Source organism: Paraburkholderia sp. UCT2 (genome assembly GCF_014397665.1).
Taxonomy (GTDB): Bacteria; Pseudomonadota; Gammaproteobacteria; order Burkholderiales; family Burkholderiaceae; genus Paraburkholderia; species Paraburkholderia tuberum.
Genome location: NZ_VZQO01000015.1, coordinates 65,296 through 81,528, shown reverse-complemented (window position 1 = coordinate 81,528; position 16,233 = coordinate 65,296). Strand labels below are relative to the sequence as shown.

Annotated in this window: 14 protein-coding genes and 1 riboswitch; of the genes, 12 read left to right on the top strand and 2 right to left on the bottom strand. The window is 67.4% G+C overall.

Features of this window, described 5'->3' with window-relative positions; genetic code table 11:
* Positions 1-224 precede the first annotated feature (224 nt).
* On the bottom strand, positions 225-2,921 hold the full coding sequence (gene pepN, locus F6X39_RS14835; protein ID WP_187617154.1) for an aminopeptidase N: 2,697 nt from the start codon (positions 2,919-2,921) through the stop codon (positions 225-227).
* A gap of 321 nt (positions 2,922-3,242) precedes the next feature.
* Here pepN and F6X39_RS14830 point away from each other — a divergent pair, with 321 nt between their 5' ends.
* A complete protein-coding gene (locus F6X39_RS14830) occupies positions 3,243-3,938 on the top strand; it encodes a DUF4136 domain-containing protein (RefSeq protein ID WP_187617153.1) in 696 nt (231 codons plus the stop codon).
* A 1-nt stretch (position 3,939) separates the two neighbouring features.
* Here F6X39_RS14830 and F6X39_RS14825 read toward each other — a convergent pair whose 3' ends face one another.
* On the bottom strand, positions 3,940-4,512 hold the full coding sequence (locus F6X39_RS14825; protein ID WP_184027431.1) for a TMEM165/GDT1 family protein: 573 nt from the start codon (positions 4,510-4,512) through the stop codon (positions 3,940-3,942).
* Positions 4,513-4,523: 11 nt separating this feature from the next.
* Positions 4,524-4,736, bottom strand: a riboswitch (yybP-ykoY riboswitch).
* A gap of 494 nt (positions 4,737-5,230) precedes the next feature.
* On the opposite strand from F6X39_RS14825, the gene F6X39_RS14820 reads away from it, so the two are divergent.
* The 11 genes from F6X39_RS14820 to F6X39_RS14770 all read left to right on the top strand — a co-directional run bounded on the left by F6X39_RS14820 (position 5,231) and on the right by F6X39_RS14770 (position 16,232).
* Positions 5,231-5,956, top strand: a complete 726-nt coding sequence (locus F6X39_RS14820) for a beta-ketoacyl synthase chain length factor (RefSeq protein WP_187617152.1) — start codon at positions 5,231-5,233, stop codon at positions 5,954-5,956.
* Positions 5,940-6,734, top strand: coding sequence for a 1-acyl-sn-glycerol-3-phosphate acyltransferase (locus F6X39_RS14815; RefSeq protein WP_187617151.1), 795 nt, complete (start codon positions 5,940-5,942; stop codon positions 6,732-6,734). Before F6X39_RS14820 ends, F6X39_RS14815 begins: the two co-directional genes overlap by 17 nt.
* Entirely contained in the window at positions 6,709-7,008 is a 300-nt protein-coding gene (locus tag F6X39_RS14810) for a phosphopantetheine-binding protein (RefSeq protein ID WP_187617150.1), read from the top strand. Before F6X39_RS14815 ends, F6X39_RS14810 begins: the two co-directional genes overlap by 26 nt.
* Before the next feature lie 2 nt (positions 7,009-7,010).
* Positions 7,011-7,262 carry an acyl carrier protein gene (locus F6X39_RS14805; RefSeq protein WP_187617149.1) on the top strand — a complete coding sequence of 84 codons (252 nt, stop codon included), beginning with the start codon at positions 7,011-7,013 and terminating at the stop codon, positions 7,260-7,262.
* Positions 7,262-7,930: a hypothetical protein gene (locus F6X39_RS14800; RefSeq protein ID WP_187617148.1), complete on the top strand. Its 669-nt coding sequence runs from the start codon at positions 7,262-7,264 to the stop codon at positions 7,928-7,930. Before F6X39_RS14805 ends, F6X39_RS14800 begins: the two co-directional genes overlap by 1 nt.
* Positions 7,930-9,639: an AMP-binding protein gene (locus F6X39_RS14795; protein WP_187617204.1), complete on the top strand. Its 1,710-nt coding sequence runs from the start codon at positions 7,930-7,932 to the stop codon at positions 9,637-9,639. Before F6X39_RS14800 ends, F6X39_RS14795 begins: the two co-directional genes overlap by 1 nt.
* Entirely contained in the window at positions 9,639-11,363 is a 1,725-nt protein-coding gene (locus F6X39_RS14790; protein WP_187617147.1) for a glycosyltransferase family 2 protein, read from the top strand. The genes F6X39_RS14795 and F6X39_RS14790 overlap by 1 nt, the downstream gene beginning before the upstream one ends.
* 90 nt (positions 11,364-11,453) lie before the next feature.
* Entirely contained in the window at positions 11,454-11,894 is a 441-nt protein-coding gene (locus F6X39_RS14785) for an acyl-CoA thioesterase (protein ID WP_187613231.1), read from the top strand.
* A complete protein-coding gene (locus F6X39_RS14780) occupies positions 11,882-12,592 on the top strand; it encodes an outer membrane lipoprotein carrier protein LolA (RefSeq protein ID WP_187617146.1) in 711 nt (236 codons plus the stop codon). The genes F6X39_RS14785 and F6X39_RS14780 overlap by 13 nt, the downstream gene beginning before the upstream one ends.
* Positions 12,592-15,051 carry an MMPL family transporter gene (locus F6X39_RS14775; protein ID WP_187617145.1) on the top strand — a complete coding sequence of 820 codons (2,460 nt, stop codon included), beginning with the start codon at positions 12,592-12,594 and terminating at the stop codon, positions 15,049-15,051. Before F6X39_RS14780 ends, F6X39_RS14775 begins: the two co-directional genes overlap by 1 nt.
* Positions 15,048-16,232, top strand: a complete 1,185-nt coding sequence (locus F6X39_RS14770; RefSeq protein WP_187617144.1) for a beta-ketoacyl-[acyl-carrier-protein] synthase family protein — start codon at positions 15,048-15,050, stop codon at positions 16,230-16,232. Before F6X39_RS14775 ends, F6X39_RS14770 begins: the two co-directional genes overlap by 4 nt.
* Position 16,233: the final 1 nt, after the last annotated feature.

The window sequence follows — 16,233 nt, the reverse complement described above, 5'->3', positions numbered from 1 at the left end:
TGCGAACGTCGTGATCATCGAATCGTATAACGTACCGCGTTAAATGTAAACCATCAAACCTGTTCAAACCTGTACATATACTTTCTGCCCGGCGAGGTCCGATTAACAGTCGGCCAAACGGCTAACGGCGCGACACGAGCGCGTGAACGCAGCTGAAAACAACGCGAAAAAAAGCCGGCAACGCGTGCCGGCTTTCCGATGTGACTCGGGAACTCAGAGAGGCATCACGCCAACGCCTTCTCGACGATCTCGCGCACGTCGCGCGACTTGACCTGTGCGGCCACTTTCTCGAGCGCCGCGCGCATGCTGTCGCGCAGCGCCGGCGTGAAGCGTCGCCACAGTTCGAGCGAGCGCGCGAGGCGCGCGGCCACCTGCGGATTGAGCGCGTCGAGCGCGATCACCTGCTCGGCCCAGAATGCGTAGCCGGAGCCATCTGCCGCGTGGAACTGCGCGGGGTTGGCCGCGCAGAAGCTGAAAATCAGCGAACGCGCCCGGTTCGGGTTCTTCAGGTTGAAGGCCGGATGCGTCATCAGCTTGCGCACCGTATCGATCACCGGATGTCGTGCGCCGCCGCGCTGGGTGGCCTGCAACGCGAACCATTTGTCGATGACGAGCGGCTCCTTCTCGAAGCGTCGATAGAAGTCGTCGAGCGCGTGCTGCGCCTCGGGGCTGCCGCCTTGCGGCGCGGCCGCGTTGAGCAGGGCCGACAGCGCGGCCGCGCGGTCGGTCATGTTGTTCGCGGTTTCATATTGCGCGGCCGCGAGACGCACGGCGTCCGCGGAGTCGTCGAGTTCGGTCAGATACGACAGCGCCAGATTCTTCAGCGCGCGATGACCGGCGGCCTCGGGCGTCGTTTCATAGGCGCCCGGCGTGCGATGCTGCTCGTAGACCTTCAGCCAGTCGTCACGCAGCACATTCGCGAGGCGCTTGCGCACGAACTGCCGTGCCGCGTGCACAGCGGCCGGATTCGATTCGGCCATCTGCTCGGCGAGATACGCTTCGGACGGCAGCATCAGTGCGAGCTCGCGGAACGCCGGCGACAGCGTCTCGTCGGTCAAAACGCGCGCGAACGCGGCGACCACCGAGTCGTCGAACTGCAGCGCCGCGCCCGTGGCCGCGCGCGCGGCCAGCGCGAGCAACTCGCGCGTGGCAAGCCGCTGGCCGGCTTCCCAGCGGTTGAACGGATCGCTGTCGTGCGCGAGCAGGAACGCGAGCTGTTCGCCCGTGTAGTCGTATTCGACGATCACCGGCGCCGAGAAATTGCGCAGCAGCGACGGCAGCGGTTCCTGCCCGACGTTGACGAACGTGAAGGTCTGCTCGGTCTGCGTGAATTCGAGCACGCGCGTGGTCGACTCCGACGCCTTCGCCTCGCCGTCGAGCTGCAGCGGCAGATCGCGGCCGTCCTTGCCGATCAGACCGATCGCGAACGGAATCAGCAGCGGCCCCTTCTGCGTTTCGCGCGCGGCCGGCACGGCATCGCCGTAGCCCTGGCGCAGTGTCACGCTGTAGCGCTGCTGCGCGGCGTCGTAGCGCGTGCGCACCGACACGCGCGGCGTGCCGGCCTGGCTATACCAGCGCTCGAACTGCGCGAGGTCGCGGCCGTTCGCGTCGGCGAGCGCGTGACGGAAGTCGTCGCAGGTCACGGCCTGGCCGTCGTGACGCTTGAAGTACAGGTCCATGCCGTGGCGAAAGCCGTCGCGGCCGAACAGCGTCTGATACATCCGCACGACTTCCGAGCCTTTCTCGTAGACGGTCATCGTGTAGAAGTTGTTGATCTCGACGTAGCTTTCCGGGCGCACCGGATGCGCCATCGGGCCCGCGTCCTCGGCGAACTGCATCTGGCGCAGCACCCGCACGTCCTCGATGCGCTTGGTCGCGCGCGCGGCTTCGTCGGTGGCGCCGCCCGCCATGTCGGCCGAGAACTCCTGGTCGCGGAACACCGTCAGGCCTTCCTTCAGGCTCAGCTGGAACCAGTCGCGGCACGTCACGCGATTGCCGGTCCAGTTGTGGAAGTACTCGTGACCGACCACCGCCTCGATGTTCGAGAAGTCGGTGTCGGTGGCCGTTTCGGGGTTCGCGAGCACGTACTTCGTGTTGAAGATGTTGAGCCCCTTGTTCTCCATCGCGCCCATGTTGAAGTCGCTGACCGCGACGATCATGAAGCGGTCCAGATCGAGCTCGAGCCCGAAGCGCTGTTCGTCCCAGCGGATCGAGTGGATCAGCGAATCCATCGCGTGACGGGTCTTGTCGAGATCGTGCGGCTCGACCCAGACCTGCAGCAGCTTTTCCTTGCCTGAGCCGGTCTTCACGCGTTCTTCGAGCGCGACGAGCTTGCCCGCGACGAGCGCGAACAGATAGCTCGGCTTCCTGAACGGGTCTTCCCAGCGCGCGAAATGGCGGCCGTCGGGCAACTCGCCTTGTTCGAGAAGATTGCCGTTCGACAGCAGCACCGGATAGTCGGCCTTGCTCGCGCGCAGCGTGACCGTGAAGCTCGCCATCACGTCGGGGCGGTCAAGGAAATAGGTGATGCGGCGAAAGCCCTCGGCCTCGCACTGCGTGAAGAAGTTGCCGCTCGACACATACAGCCCCGACAGCGTGGTGTTTTCCGCGGGATTGCAGATGCTGGTGAGGGTCAGCTCGAAGCTGTCCGGCACCTCGTCGAGCAGCAGGCCGTGCTCGTGGGGGTGCGCGTTCGGGAATGGCTTGCCGTCGATCGCGGCGCTGACGAACTCCAGTTGCTCGCCCATCAATTCGAGATGCGCGGCGCGCGACGCATCCGGGTTGCGGCGAACACGCATCGTGTTCCTGACGACCGTGCGTTCTGGGACCAGATCGAACTCCAGCGCGACGGTGTCGATCAGGAAGGCGGGCGGCGCGTAATCGGCGCGGCGGATCACATTGGGCGTTGCGGTATCGGCCATGGCGTTCTGTGGTGGTGTACTCGAGCGGTCGGGCGCGCAAACGGCGCGCGAGCCGGGCTTGGTCGAGTCATTGTACAAAGCCTCGGGCAATCGTGCGGAAGGGAAGGGGGCCGAGTCTCGGCGCCGGGTAGCGCTGCCGCTTTCGACGGACAGGGGAAGAACCTTTTACCGGCTGGCGAGGTCAGCGTATTATCGGGCGCCGCGCGTGGCGGAGCGCCGGCATCGTCCGCCGGGCAGCGGATCGCGCGACGGAATAATCTCGACTGAAGCAGAGTTTTAACTGAAGCAGAATAGATGCAATCAGAGGCATCGAGGCAGACCATGAACATCGATCGATGGACCCGCCGCGTCGCGCTGCTGTTCGTCGCGCTGACGGCGCTGCTGTCCGGCTGTACGACCTACGTGACCACGCAGGTCACCGCGTTCTCGGACTGGAGCGGAAGCGAGGCGACGCGCACCTATGCGTTCACGCGGCACGAGGATCAGAAGAACAATCTCGAGCTGAGCGCGTACGAGCGGATCGTTGCGAACGAGCTCGCCTTGCACGCGTTCCGCGAAGTCTCGCACGACGACGCGCGCTATCTGGTCGAGCTCGCCTATGGCATCCGCTCGGACATCGTGACCGTCGCGCAGCCGGTCTACTACAACCCGTGGCCCGGTCCTTACTGGGGCCGGCCGTTCGATATGTGGGGACCGTGGGGGCCTTTCCCGGCGACGTACGTGAACCAGAGCTATCCGGTGTTCACGCATCTGCTCGGCATCCGGATCACCGAGCGCGCGAGCGGCCGGGAGGTCTACAACGTCACGGCGCGCAATGTCGGCGAGGAGTCGTCGCTGGTGCGGGCAATGCCATATCTGGCGCGTAGCGCGCTGGCTGATTTCCCGCTGGCCAACGGCGCGGTGCACACCGTGAAGATTCCGCTCGGCGGCGGTGGCGGCGCGGACGCCAACGAAGTGTCGCTGCCGGCGGCCACGCCCCCCGCGGGCGCGGCGTCGGCGCCGAAGGCCGCGCAGTAGCTCAGACCCCGACCCCGAACAACGCCATCGCGCCCAGCACGACGAACATCACCGCGGCGATGCCGTGCACGAGCCTGGTCGGCAGACGATGCGCGAAGCGGTCGCCGAGCAGGATCGCCGGCACGTTCGCGATCATCATGCCGAGCGTCGTGCCGGCCACCACGCCGAAGAAATCGTGAAAGCGCGCGGCGAGGGCGACCGTCGCAATCTGTGTCTTGTCGCCCATTTCCGCGAGGAAGAACGTGACGACCGTCGCGCCGAACACCCCGAAGTGCGTGCGGTTCGTGTTGGCTTCCTCGTCGTCGAGCTTGTCGGGCACGAGAATCCACAGCCCCATGCCGATAAACGATGCCGCCAGCGCCCAGCGCATGATGGTCGGCGTCAGCATCGAGCCGAGCCACGCGCCGAGCGCGCCGGCTCCCGCGTGATTGATCAGCGTCGCCGTGAGCACGCCGAGAATGATCGGCACGGGCTTGCGATAGCGCGCGGCCAGCACGAGCGAGAGCAGTTGCGTCTTGTCGCCGATCTCGGCGAGCGCGACCGCTCCGGTCGAAATCAGAAAAGCTTGATTCACGTTGAATGGATTCCTCGGGCCGAAGATGAACGAGCGACGACCCACGACACGCCGGGCCCTGTTGCGGCGCGTGTGGATCATCGGTCTCGCCAGGCCAGAGGCTGCGACTGCCATGGCCGTGCAGGCCAAGTCTGTTGACAGGCGCCCCCGCGAACCACACGTGCGACGCACCGGCGAAGCGGTGCGGACGTGCCGCGGGGCGGCTACTCCCCAATGAGGGCCGGAGTATAGCAGGCGCGGGCGCATCGTTGCCACGAATGTTGTTTGCACGGACGACGCGGCGTCGGTGTCTTCGCTCTGCGGTGCATTCGAAGAAAGACGAATGAAAGGTTTTTCGTCGGTTCCGGCGGCATTGTCGCGCCAGCGCCGACGCACGAGATCGCCTTCCGGTGCGGCGTCGCGGCCGATATTGTCAAATCGTCTAACAATGTGTTGCGTGACAGACGCGGATACAGATGGATACGTCTTTCCTCGCCGATCTGATTCAAAATACCCGGTACTATTCGGCCACAAAAGGAGCCCGAGCCGCTATCCACTACACCGATTGTCAGGGGCGCCTGACAAATCGGGTCCGATCGCCGGTGCTGCATTCCCTGACAGGCAGACTGGTCGGTCCCGGGTTGGAACTTCCCGATCCGCGCGGCGGCGCTCGCCGTGACGGCTGTGTATTCCGTCAGGCGCTTGAGCCCCTTCCCCGTTTCCACGCGCGAACACCAATATGCCCGATCTGCACTGGACCATTCCGGTCGGTCGCTGGTCTAGCTGGCCGGCTACCTCGTCTGCCGCACCCGATATCGGCTTCATCGAGCCGATCGTGCGGCGGCGTCTCAGCACGCTGTCCAAGGTGGCGCTCAAGGTCGCGCACGACTGCGTCGCGCAGGAACCCGCGCGCGTGGTGTTCGCTTCGCGGCACGGGGAGTTGCGGCGTACCACCGACATCCTGCGCAGCATCAGCGCCGGCGAGCCGGTATCGCCGACCGCCTTCAGCCTGTCGGTGTTGAACGCGATGACCGGCGTGTTCGGGATTGCGCGCGGCGACCGCTCGGCCGCGAGCGCGGTATCGGCTGGAGCGCAGACGCTCGGCTATGCACTGCTCGAAGCGTACGCGCAATACGCGACGCAACCGGATGCGCCGGTGCTGCTCGTGTATGCCGACGAACCGGCCGATCTCGCGTACGGCACGATCGAAGACGAAGTGCACGGCGGTGCGATCGCGGTGTTGCTCGACAAAGATGCGTCGGCTGGGCACGTTGTTTGCTCTTTGACCCGCGCTGACGAGGAGGTGGCCGAGCGACGCGGCGAGCCGCGATCCGCGTTGAGCGACGCCCCGAGCTTTCCGACCCAGAGCGAGGCGCTGCTGCACTGCCTCGAAACCGGCCAGCCCGCGCGCTGGCAGCGCGCGGGCGCGCTGTGGCACTGGAGGTGGGATGAGCGCGCGGCTTGATTACGCGTGGCGTTTTTGCGCGACTGGCCTTGCTTTCGTCGCGTTCGGCGTGTGCGGCGTGCTGTTTTCGGTACTCGTGTTTCCGCTCGCGTGGCTGTGGCCGCATCGCGCGTCGCGGCAGCGCGCGGTGACCGTCGTGATTCACCGGTTTTTCCGCGCGCTCGTCGCGGTGCTGCGCGGTCTCGGCGTGATGGAACTCGAAGTGTCCGGCGCCGAGGCGTTGCGCGCGGGCGGGCCGGCGATCGTCGTCGCGAATCACCCGACTTACCTCGACGTGATGGTTCTGTTGTCGTTGACGCCGCGCGCGTGCTGCGTCGTGAAGCACGCGCACTGGCACAACCCGTGTTTCTGGGGCATCGTGCGCGCGGCCGAATACGTGAGCAACGCGGACGCGATCGCGCTCGTCGAGGCCGGCGCGAAGCAGCTCGCGGCCGGCTATACGATGATCATTTTTCCGGAAGGCACGCGCAGCCCGGCGCCGAACCGGCTGCACGCGTTCTCGCGCGGATTCGCGCACATGGCGCTGAAGGCCGGCGCGCCGATCGTGCCGGTATTGATGGATTGCGATCCGCCCGCGTTCACGCGGCAGATGCGCTGGTACGACGTGCCGGCGCGCGCTTTCCGGATGCGCGTGAACGTGCTCGCGCCGCTTGGCGTGGGCGAGCTGGCCGCGCACGACACCACCGCGGCCATCGCGGCGCGCAGCGTGACGAATGCCGTAGAAGCCCACATTACCCAGCACCTGTTCGACTATGGATTCTTTAAAACTGGAAATTAAACAGCTTCTGATCGAAGCCCTCGATCTCGAAGACCTGAGCCCCGCCGATATCGACGACGACGCCTCGTTGTTCGGTTCCGACGGCATCGGTCTCGATTCGATCGACGCGCTCGAAATCGGCATCGTGCTGCGCAAACAATACCAATTGACCATCGTGGCGAACGACGAACGCACCCGCGAGCACTTTCGCTCGATCAACACGCTTGCCGCGTTGGTCGAGAGTCAGCGCGAAGCGGCGCACGCTGCGAACGAAACCGCAAGGAAGGGGGTTTAATCGTGACCGAGACTGAGATTCTTGAGCGCATCCGCGCGATCTTTCAGGAAAACTTCGCGATCGAGCCGCAGCGCGTGACGCCCGACGCTCACCTGTTCGAAGACCTCGATCTCGACAGCATCGACGCGGTCGATCTCGCGATCAAGCTGCAGGAGCTGACCGGCCGCCGCATCAAGCCGGAGAACTTCAAATCCGTGCGCACGGTCGGCGACGTGATCGGCGCGGTCGAATCGCTGCTCGCGGCGCAAGGCTGATGCCGGTCGCGCACCCGCGCACGCAGATGTCGCAGCCACGTCCCGCCGCAAGCGAATCCGGCGCGCGGCCTCACTGGAGCAGGACCGTCCTGCAGGTGCTGCTGAAACTCGCTTATCCCGCGCTGATCTTGTGCGCATGGCGCTGGGACGCGCCGCGTCTCGTCGGCGGCATGCTGCTGGTGACTTTATGGCTGCAGCGCTGGGCCGGCGGCGGTCCGGTTGCGATGTCGCTGCGGCAGCTTTCCACGCTCGACTGGAGCGTGGTGGCGATGCTGAGCTGCACATCGGCGACGATCGTCGTCACCGATAGCGAGCTGCTGCTGCGCTTCTATCCGTCGCTCGTCAATCTCGGTTTGCTGATCGCGTTCGGCGCGACGCTCGTGCGCGGGCCGTCGATGATCGAAAAATTCGCGCGCCTCGGCAGTCCTGATCTGCCGCCGGGTGCGGTGCGCTATACGCGGCGCGTGACTCAGGTCTGGTGCGTTTTCTTCGTGCTGAACGGCGCGTTTTCCGTCTACACCGCGCTCTATTGGAGCCGCGCGGCCTGGTCGCTGTACAACGGCGCGATCGCCTACGGACTGATCGGCGCGCTGCTGGCGGGCGAATACGTATGGCGACGTCTGTTCGTGCTGCCGCGCGCCGCGCGAGCGGATTCGGAGGCCGCCTGATGCTCGCGTTGCACGATCTGTTGTCGGCCGATGCCGCGCTTGCGACGTCCGCCGCACCGGTGTGCCGCGATGGCGCCGTGCTGCTCGATCGCGCGGCGTTTCGCGCGCGCGTCGAGCGCTTGATCGAGCTCGTGCGAACGCCCGACGCGCGGCGCTGCGCGCTCTGTATCGACGATCCGTTCGAGTTCGCCTGCGCATTGTTCGCGCTGTTCGCGTGCGGCAAGGAGCCGGTGATTCCGGCCAATGCAACGCCGGGCTATCTCGCCGATCTCGCGCACGCCTACGACTTCCTGCTGACAGATGCGGATCTGCCGCCGTTCGTCGCAGCGACGCATCGCACGGCTCACACCGCCCACCCGATCGACGCCCATGCGCCGATGACGCTCTACACATCCGGCAGCAGCGGCACGCCGAAGCCGATCCGCAAGACGCTCGCGCAATTCAACGCCGAAGTCCACACGCTCGAACGGCAATGGGGCGCATTGCTCGGCGACGCGACGATGCTCGCGAGCGTGCCGCATCACCACATCTACGGTTTGCTGTTTCGCGTGTTGTGGCCTCTCGCGGCCGGCCGCGCCTTCGATCGCGCGACCGGCGTCGAGCCGCTGCAACTGCAGGCGCGCATCGCGCAATGCGGCGCGACGGCGGTGGTGTCGACGCCCGCGCAGCTGTCGCGTTGGCCCGCGTTGCCGGGCTTCGCCGCGCTTACGCCCGCGCCGCGCGCGTTCTTTTCGTCGGGTGGCCCGCTCGCGGCCGACGCCGCGCTGGCCTATGCGGCGAGCTACGGCGCGGCGCCGCTCGAAATCTACGGCAGCACGGAAACCGGCGGGATCGCGTGGCGGCGTCAGGATCAGGGCGACGCGTGGCAGCCGGTCGCCGGCGCCGAGGTGCGCCGCGACGACGACGGCGCGCTGTGCGTGCGCTCGCCGCATCTCGACCACGACGGCTGGCATCGCACCGGCGATCGCATCGCGTTCGATGCCGACGGGCGCTTCCGCTTGCAAGGGCGCCTCGACCGCGTGCTGAAGCTCGGCGGCAAGCGCGTCTCGCTGCCGGAACTCGAGGCGCGTCTCGCGCTGCATCCGTATGTCGCGCAGGCGGCGCTGGTGCCGCTCATAGGCGCGTCGCGCGAACGCGTCGGCGCGGTGGTCGCGCTGACCGAAGCGGGCGGCGCTGCGTTGTGCGACGAAGGCCGCGTCGCGCTGGCGAAAACGCTGCGCCGGCATCTGGCCGATTACTTCGATGCGGTCGTGCTGCCGCGTCATTGGCGTTTTCGCGTGAGCCTGCCATTCGACGCGCGCGGCAAGCTGCCCGCGAGCGCGGTTGCGGCCGCGTTCGCGCCGCTCGCCGAGGGCATGGAAGTGCTCGCCGAAACGCGCGTCGGCGACATGCGCGTCGGCGACATGCTGCACTACGTGCTGCGCGTGCCGCAGTCACTCCAGCATTTCGCCGGCCACTTTCCGGGTCTGCCGATTCTGCCGGGCGTCGTGCAGGTCGACTGGGCAGCGCGGCTCGCAGCCGGGCATTGGCCGCGCGTGCGAGAGGTGGCATCGGTCGATCGTCTGAAGTTCATGGCGCCGGTGTCGCCCGGTGCGGTGCTCGAGCTCACGCTCGCCTATGATGCCGCGCGCCGGCGTGTGCAGTTCGCGTACCGGCTCGACGGACGCGAATGCGCGTCGGGCTTGCTCGTGCATCGGGAGGACGCGTGATGACGTTCGCGCCCTGCATCGTCATTCCGATCTACAACCACAAGGACGCGATCGGAGCGAGCGTCGCGCATCTCGCGGTGCACGGCCTGCCGATCTTCGTCGTCGACGACGGCAGCGACGCGCCGACCCAGCGGGTACTCGCCGCGCTCGCGCTGCAATACGCACAGCAGATGACGCTGCTGCGTCTGCCCGCAAACGGCGGCAAGGGCGCGGCAGTGATGGCGGGCCTGCGCGCGGCGCGCGCCGCGGGCTACACGCACGCGCTGCAGATCGACGCCGACGGCCAGCACGATGCGACCGACGTGCCGCGCTTCATCGATGCCGCGCGCGCCGAACCCGGCGCGGTGATTCTCGGCCGTCCGGTCTACGACGACAGCGTGCCGAAGGCACGTCTGTACGGCCGCTATCTGACCCACGTGTGGGTGTGGATCGAGACGCTGTCGCTGACGATTCGCGATTCGATGTGCGGCTTTCGTCTGTATCCGCTCGCGCTCGCGTGCGAGCTGATCGACAGCGTGCGACTACCCACGCGCATGGACTTCGACATCGAGATCCTGGTGCGTCTCTACTGGCGCCGCGCCGCGTTCCGCTCGATCCCGACGCGCGTGACCTACGCGGCCGACGGCGTGTCGCATTTCGACGTGCTGTGGGACAACGTGCGAATCAGCCGCAGCCATACGCGGCTCGTGTTCGGGATGCTGTGGCGTCTGCCGATGCTGCTCGCGCACAAGCTGATGCCGCGTCGCGGCGCGCTGGCCGACGCCGCCGATGAAGCCCGGCCCGAAGCCTGGTGGCGCATCGCCGAACGCGGCAGCCGCCTCGGCATGAGCCTGCTCGCGCTGAGCTGCAAGCTGTTCGGCCGCCGCTTCACCGCGCTGTGGCTGCATCCGGTCGTCGCGTATTTTCTGCTGACGGGCCGCGCGGCGCGCGCCGCATCGGACAACTACTTCGCGCATCTGAGCGCGGTCGCGCCGTCGGCGGATACGCCGCGCCCGGGCTGGCTGTCCGCGTATCGCCATATGCTCGCGTTCGCGCAATCGGGCTTCGACAAGCTCGCCGCATGGACCGGCCGCGTCGACGACACCGACGTCACGTTCGACGATCCTGCGGCGTTCGAAGCACTGATCGCGAGCGGCAAGGGCGCGCTCGTGATCGGCGCGCACCTCGGCAATCTGGAGATGATGCGCGCGCTCGCCATCCGCGGCGAACACGCGAAGGTCACGGCGGTCGTCTACACCGGGCACGCGCGCCGCTTCAATGAGGTGCTGGCGGCGTCGAATCGCGACTTCGCGCGGCATCTGCTCGAAGTCGGCGACTTCGGTCCCGAGACGGCGGTGCTGATGCAGCAGCGCATCGATGCGGGCGAGCTGCTGGTGATCGTCGGCGATCGGGTGCCGGCGCGCGAGACGGGACGCACCACCGACGCGCAATTTCTCGGCGCGAGCGCGCCGTTCGCGCAAGGACCCTACGTGCTCGCGCATGCGCTCGGCTGTCCGGTCTACCTGTTCTTCTGCCTGAAGGAACGCGACGGTTACCGCATGTATTTCGAGCCGTTCGCCGAGCGCATCGAGCTGCCGCGCCGCGAACGCGCGCAGCATCTGGCAGCGTGGGCGCAACGCTACGCGCTGCGCCTCGAACACTATTGCCGCAAGGCCCCTTACCAATGGTTCAATTTCTTCGATTTCTGGGCCAGCCCCGAGCGAGGCGCAAATGGCCGACCATGATCTGAACGATGTGCGGCACGTACGCGCTGTTACGAGTGCCGCGGCGCATGTGGATGCCGGTGCCGCTGCCGATCGCCAAGGAGTCAACGCATGAGCGAGCCCGCGAAAACGCAGCACGTGCTCGCCGCGAGCGCGACCGTCGAAGTGCCGTTTCACGACGTCGACGCGATGAACGTGTGCTGGCATGGCAATTATCTGAAGTACTTCGAGTTGGGCCGCGCGGCGCTGTTGCGCGCGTTCGACTACGACTATCGCGAGATGCGGGCGTCCGGCTATCTGTGGCCGATCGTCGAGGCGCATCTGAAGTACGTGCGGGCCGCCGTGTACGGACAGAAGATCGAAGTGCGCGCGCAACTGCTCGAATACGAAAACCGCCTGAAAATAGGCTATGAAATCGTCGATTGCGCATCGGGCGCGCGGCTCACGAAGGGCTATACGGTCCAGGTCGCCGTCGATGCCGCCACCGAGGAATTGCAGTTCGTGTCGCCGCCGGTCGTATTCGAAAAGCTGGAGCGCGTATGGGGACGGTGAACCGGTGCGCGCTGGGAGCGCTCGTGTCGCGGCTGGCGGGGGCGATCGTCGCGATAGGGGCGCTTGCATTGGCAGCGGCATCGGCCGATGCGGCCACCGCCAGCAATACGGCTCCAGCCGCCAACGCCGCCAGCAACGCCAACGCCGCGCTCGTCTCGCAGATCGCCGCGCATCTCGCGCAGCCCAAGGGCGTGCGCGCGCAATTCACGCAGACGCAGACGCTTGCCGCGATGAAGCAGCCGCTCGTCAGCAACGGCACCTTGCTGTTCTTCCGCGAGCGCGGCGTGATCTGGCGGATCGACACGCCGTACAAGGCCACCTACGTGATCACCGACGCTGGCGTCGCGCAGCTCGACGCCAGCGGCCGCCGCGTGAGCACGCATAGCGCGCAGGGCGCCCGCGGCGTCGCGCAAGTGTCGAAGATGATGCGCGCGATGCTCGGCGGCGATCTGTCGGCGCTGTACTCGCAGTTCGACGTGAGCGCCGAAGGCAGCGCCGCGCAATGGCGCATGCGACTCACGCCGAATCAACCGCAGCTCGCGCAATCGATCAAGGGCCTCGACATGAGCGGCGGCGATTATCTGCAAAACCTGCGCATCACGCTCGCGAACGGCGACGTGACGAAGCTCGAGTTCGCGAACAGCACGGCCGTCGCCGAGCCCACGCCGGACGAGCGCAGCCTGTTCGGAGCGCCGTGATGGACATGCCGCAGCAGCCAACCGCGAAACATGCGTGGGGCGTGCGCGCCGCATGGCTCGTGCTCGCGCTGCTGGCGGCGCTGTATTGCGGCTGGCGCTTCGCCGGAGCGTCGCCGCTCGAAACCAATCTGCTCGCGCTGCTGCCCGCGACCGAAGCGGACCCGGTCGCCGAGAAAGCGGTCGACACGCTCGCGAGCGCGCTCGGCGATCGCACCGTGCTGCTCGTCACGAGCCGCGACGATGCGCACGCGAAAGCGGCCGCGAAGCAGCTGGGCGCGTCGCTGCAAAAGAGCGGCGCATTCGCCTCGGTGACGGGCGAACTGCCGCCGTTCGACCTGTCGCAGATCTCGGCGCTGTATCTGCCATACCGCTTCGGCCTGCTCGCGCCGGCCGATCGCACCGCGCTCGCGACCGCGAGCGCGGCGACGCTGCACGACATGCTCGCGCAGCGCATCTACAGCCCGCTGCAAGGCGGCCTCAGTACGCAGCTCGCCGACGATCCGTTCGGCTGGCTCGAACGCTGGCTCGGCAATCTGCCGCTCGCGACGTCGAATCTCGAAGTCGAGGACAACCTGCTGGTGTCGCATCGTCACGACGCGCATGGCGACATGACCAGCGTGCTGGTCATCGCGACGCTGCCGGGCTCCGCCTACGAAACGAAGACGCAGCGCGCGGTACACGCGGCGCTCGCCGATGCGCAAAGCGCGTTGCGTCAGACGTTTCCCGACGTATCGGTTGCACGCACGGGCGCCGTGTTCTACGCCGAGGCCGCGCGCAGCGCTTCCGAACGCGAGGTGCACGTGATCGGCATCGCGTCGCTCGCCGGCATCGCGCTGCTGATGATGTGGGTGTTCCGCTCGCCGCGTCTGTTGCTGCTCGGCTTCGTATCGACCGCGCTCGGCATCGTCTGCGCGCTCGCGGCGACGCTGCTCATCTTCGGCAAGCTGCATCTGTTGACGCTCGTGTTCGGCGCGAGCCTGATCGGCGAGGCCGTCGATTACTCGATCCAGTATTTCGTCGTCTATCTCGGCGCGGGCCGCGACTGGGATGCGCGGCTCGGCGCGCGGAGGGTACGGCCCGCGCTGGGCGTTGCGCTGGCGACGAGCCTGCTCGGCTACGCGATCCTGATGTGGGTGCCGTTCCCCGCGTTGAAGCAGATCGCGTGCTTCGCGATGGTGGGCATTACGACCGCGTTCGCGTCGGTACTGTGGCTGCTGCCCGCGCTGCTCACGCGCGCGCCGAAGCACAGCCCTCGGCGCCTGTTCGCGGGCGCGGCGCGGCTGCTCGCGCGCTGGCAGCATGCGCTCGGCGGCAAGCGCGCCTGGCTGGTCGCCGCGCTGCTGCTGATCGCGTCGGTGCCCGGCTGGCTGCGTCTGAGCAGCGACGACGACATCCATCTGCTGATCCAGCGCGATGCGTCGCTGGCCGCGCAGGAAGACACGGTGCGCGAGGCGGTCGGCGTCGATAACAGCGCGCAGTTTTTCGTCGTGCGCGGCGCGACCCAGGAAGCGGTGCTGCAACGCGCCGAAGCGCTCGGTGCGAAGCTCGATGCGCTGAACGGCAGCGCCGATAGCGTCGGCGGCTACCAGTCGGTCGCGCAGTTCGTGCCGTCCGCGCAACGTCAGCGCGAAGATCGCGCGCTGCTCGCGCGGCATGTGTTCGGCGACTTCGCCGCATTGCGTGCGACGCTGCTGCAAGCGGGCTTCAAGGACGAAGTCGCCGATGCGTGGCTCGCCGGCTTCGCTCAGCCGCCCGCGCCGCTCACCGTCGAGCGCTGGCTCGCGGCGCCGTGGTCGCAGCCGTATCGGCATCTGTGGCTCGGCGCGGTGGGATCGAACGACAAGAATCGGGCTCATCAACCTGGCTACGCGGCCGTCGTGATCCCGCAAGGCGTGACGCCGCGCAACGAGCCCGCGCTGATCGCGCTCGCGCGCGGCCTGCCCGGCGTCGTGTTCGTCGATAAGGCCGCGAGCGTGTCAAGGCTGTTCGGCGCGTATCGCGTGGATAGCGGCTGGTGGCTCGGCGGCGCGCTCGTGCTCGTGTGCGTGCTGCTGATGCTGCGCTACGGGGCGCGCGGGGGTATCGCCACGACCTTGCCCGTGCTGTTCGCGGTCGGCGTCGCGCTGGCGGTGTTCGGCTACGCGGGCGTGCCGCTCAATCTGTTCAACTGGCTCGCGCTGATGCTGGTGCTTGGCGTCGGCGCAAACTATGCGGTGTTCCTGCGCGAAGGCTGCGCGCGCGCAGAGGCGGATCTCGGCGCGGTGTGGACCGGCGTGCTGCTGTCGGCGGCGACCACGTTGTTGTCGTTCGGCATGCTCGGCGTGAGCGCTATGCCCGCGCTCAAAAGCTTCGGCACCACGCTCGCGCTCGGCATCGCGGTGGCGGTGCTGCTCGCGCCTCTCGGCATGCCATCGACAGCGCGCTCGGGCAAGTCATCGGAACCACGGAGGGCGGCATGAAAGCGCCAACAGTTTATTTGCACGCGCTAGGCATGATCAACGCGCTCGGCGGCGACGTCGACGAGATCGTGCCGGCGCTCGCCGCCGCGCGCTCGCCCGGCATGGGCAACGTGCATACCGGCATCGGCGACGCGTTCGTCGGCAGCGTGCTCGCGCCGCTCGATCTCGCGCCGCGCGCCGACCTCGCGCGCTACGACTGCCGCAACAACCGGCTGCTGCTCGCGGCGCTCGCGCAGATCGCGCCAGCGCTCGAAGCCGCGCGCGAGCGCTACGGCCCGCAGCGCATCGGCGTCGTGCTCGGCACCAGCACGTCGGGCATCGAGGCGGCCGAAACCGCGTTCGTCTATCACGCACGAGCCGGCGCGTTGCCGGCCAATTTCAACTATCGGCAGATGGAAATCGGCACCGCCGCGCCGTTCGCTGCCGCCGCGCTCGGCGTGCGCGGGCCGGCGTTTACGATTTCGACCGCGTGTACGTCGAGCGCGAAGGCGTTCGCGTCGGCGCGTCGGCTGCTGCAATTGCAGCTATGCGATGCGGTCGTCGTCGGTGGTGTCGATTCGCTATGCGAATTGACGGTGCAGGGCTTTGCGTCGCTCGAATCGACCAGCAGCGCGCGCACCAATCCGATGAGCCGCAATCGCCGCGGCATCAACGTCGGCGAGGGCGCGGCCGTGTTCCTGATGAGCCGCGACGAAGCGGCGGTGCGGCTCGCGGGCCTCGGCGAATCGAGCGACGCGCATCATATTTCGGCGCCGGACCCGCAGGGCGTCGGTGGCGAACTCGCGCTTCGCGAAGCGCTCGCGGACGCGGGCATCGCGGCTTCGGCGGTCGGCTATGTGAATCTGCACGCGACCGCCACGCAGAAGAACGACGAAATGGAAGCGCATCTGATGGCGCGCGTGTTCCCCGGCGGCGTGGCCGCGAGCGGCACCAAGCCGTTGACCGGCCACCAGCTCGGCGCGGCCGGCGCGACCGAACTCGGCTTCGCGTGGCTCACGCTCGCGCGCGAGAACGCGACGCTGCCGCCGCATCTGTGGGATGGCGAGGCCGATCCCGCGCTGCCCGCGCTCGATCTCGTCGCGGGCGCGCGCCATCTGCCGCGCGGCACGGGCACGCAGTACGCGATGAGCAATTCGTTCGCGTTCGGCGGCAGCAATGTCAGCCTGATTCTCGCCCGGTAAA

Excerpts from the sequence above, each read along its gene's own strand:
- pepN (WP_187617154.1), bottom strand. The coding sequence starts at position 2,921 with ATGGCCGATACCGCAACGCCCAATGTGATCCGCCGCGCCGATTACGCG.
- F6X39_RS14830 (WP_187617153.1), top strand. The coding sequence starts at position 3,243 with ATGAACATCGATCGATGGACCCGCCGCGTCGCGCTGCTGTTCGTCGCG.
- F6X39_RS14820 (WP_187617152.1), top strand. The coding sequence starts at position 5,231 with ATGCCCGATCTGCACTGGACCATTCCGGTCGGTCGCTGGTCTAGCTGG.
- F6X39_RS14815 (WP_187617151.1), top strand. The coding sequence starts at position 5,940 with ATGAGCGCGCGGCTTGATTACGCGTGGCGTTTTTGCGCGACTGGCCTT.
- F6X39_RS14810 (WP_187617150.1), top strand. The coding sequence starts at position 6,709 with ATGGATTCTTTAAAACTGGAAATTAAACAGCTTCTGATCGAAGCCCTC.
- F6X39_RS14800 (WP_187617148.1), top strand. The coding sequence starts at position 7,262 with ATGCCGGTCGCGCACCCGCGCACGCAGATGTCGCAGCCACGTCCCGCC.
- F6X39_RS14795 (WP_187617204.1), top strand. The coding sequence starts at position 7,930 with ATGCTCGCGTTGCACGATCTGTTGTCGGCCGATGCCGCGCTTGCGACG.
- F6X39_RS14790 (WP_187617147.1), top strand. The coding sequence starts at position 9,639 with ATGACGTTCGCGCCCTGCATCGTCATTCCGATCTACAACCACAAGGAC.
- F6X39_RS14785 (WP_187613231.1), top strand. The coding sequence starts at position 11,454 with ATGAGCGAGCCCGCGAAAACGCAGCACGTGCTCGCCGCGAGCGCGACC.
- F6X39_RS14780 (WP_187617146.1), top strand. The coding sequence starts at position 11,882 with ATGGGGACGGTGAACCGGTGCGCGCTGGGAGCGCTCGTGTCGCGGCTG.
- F6X39_RS14775 (WP_187617145.1), top strand. The coding sequence starts at position 12,592 with ATGGACATGCCGCAGCAGCCAACCGCGAAACATGCGTGGGGCGTGCGC.
- F6X39_RS14770 (WP_187617144.1), top strand. The coding sequence starts at position 15,048 with ATGAAAGCGCCAACAGTTTATTTGCACGCGCTAGGCATGATCAACGCG.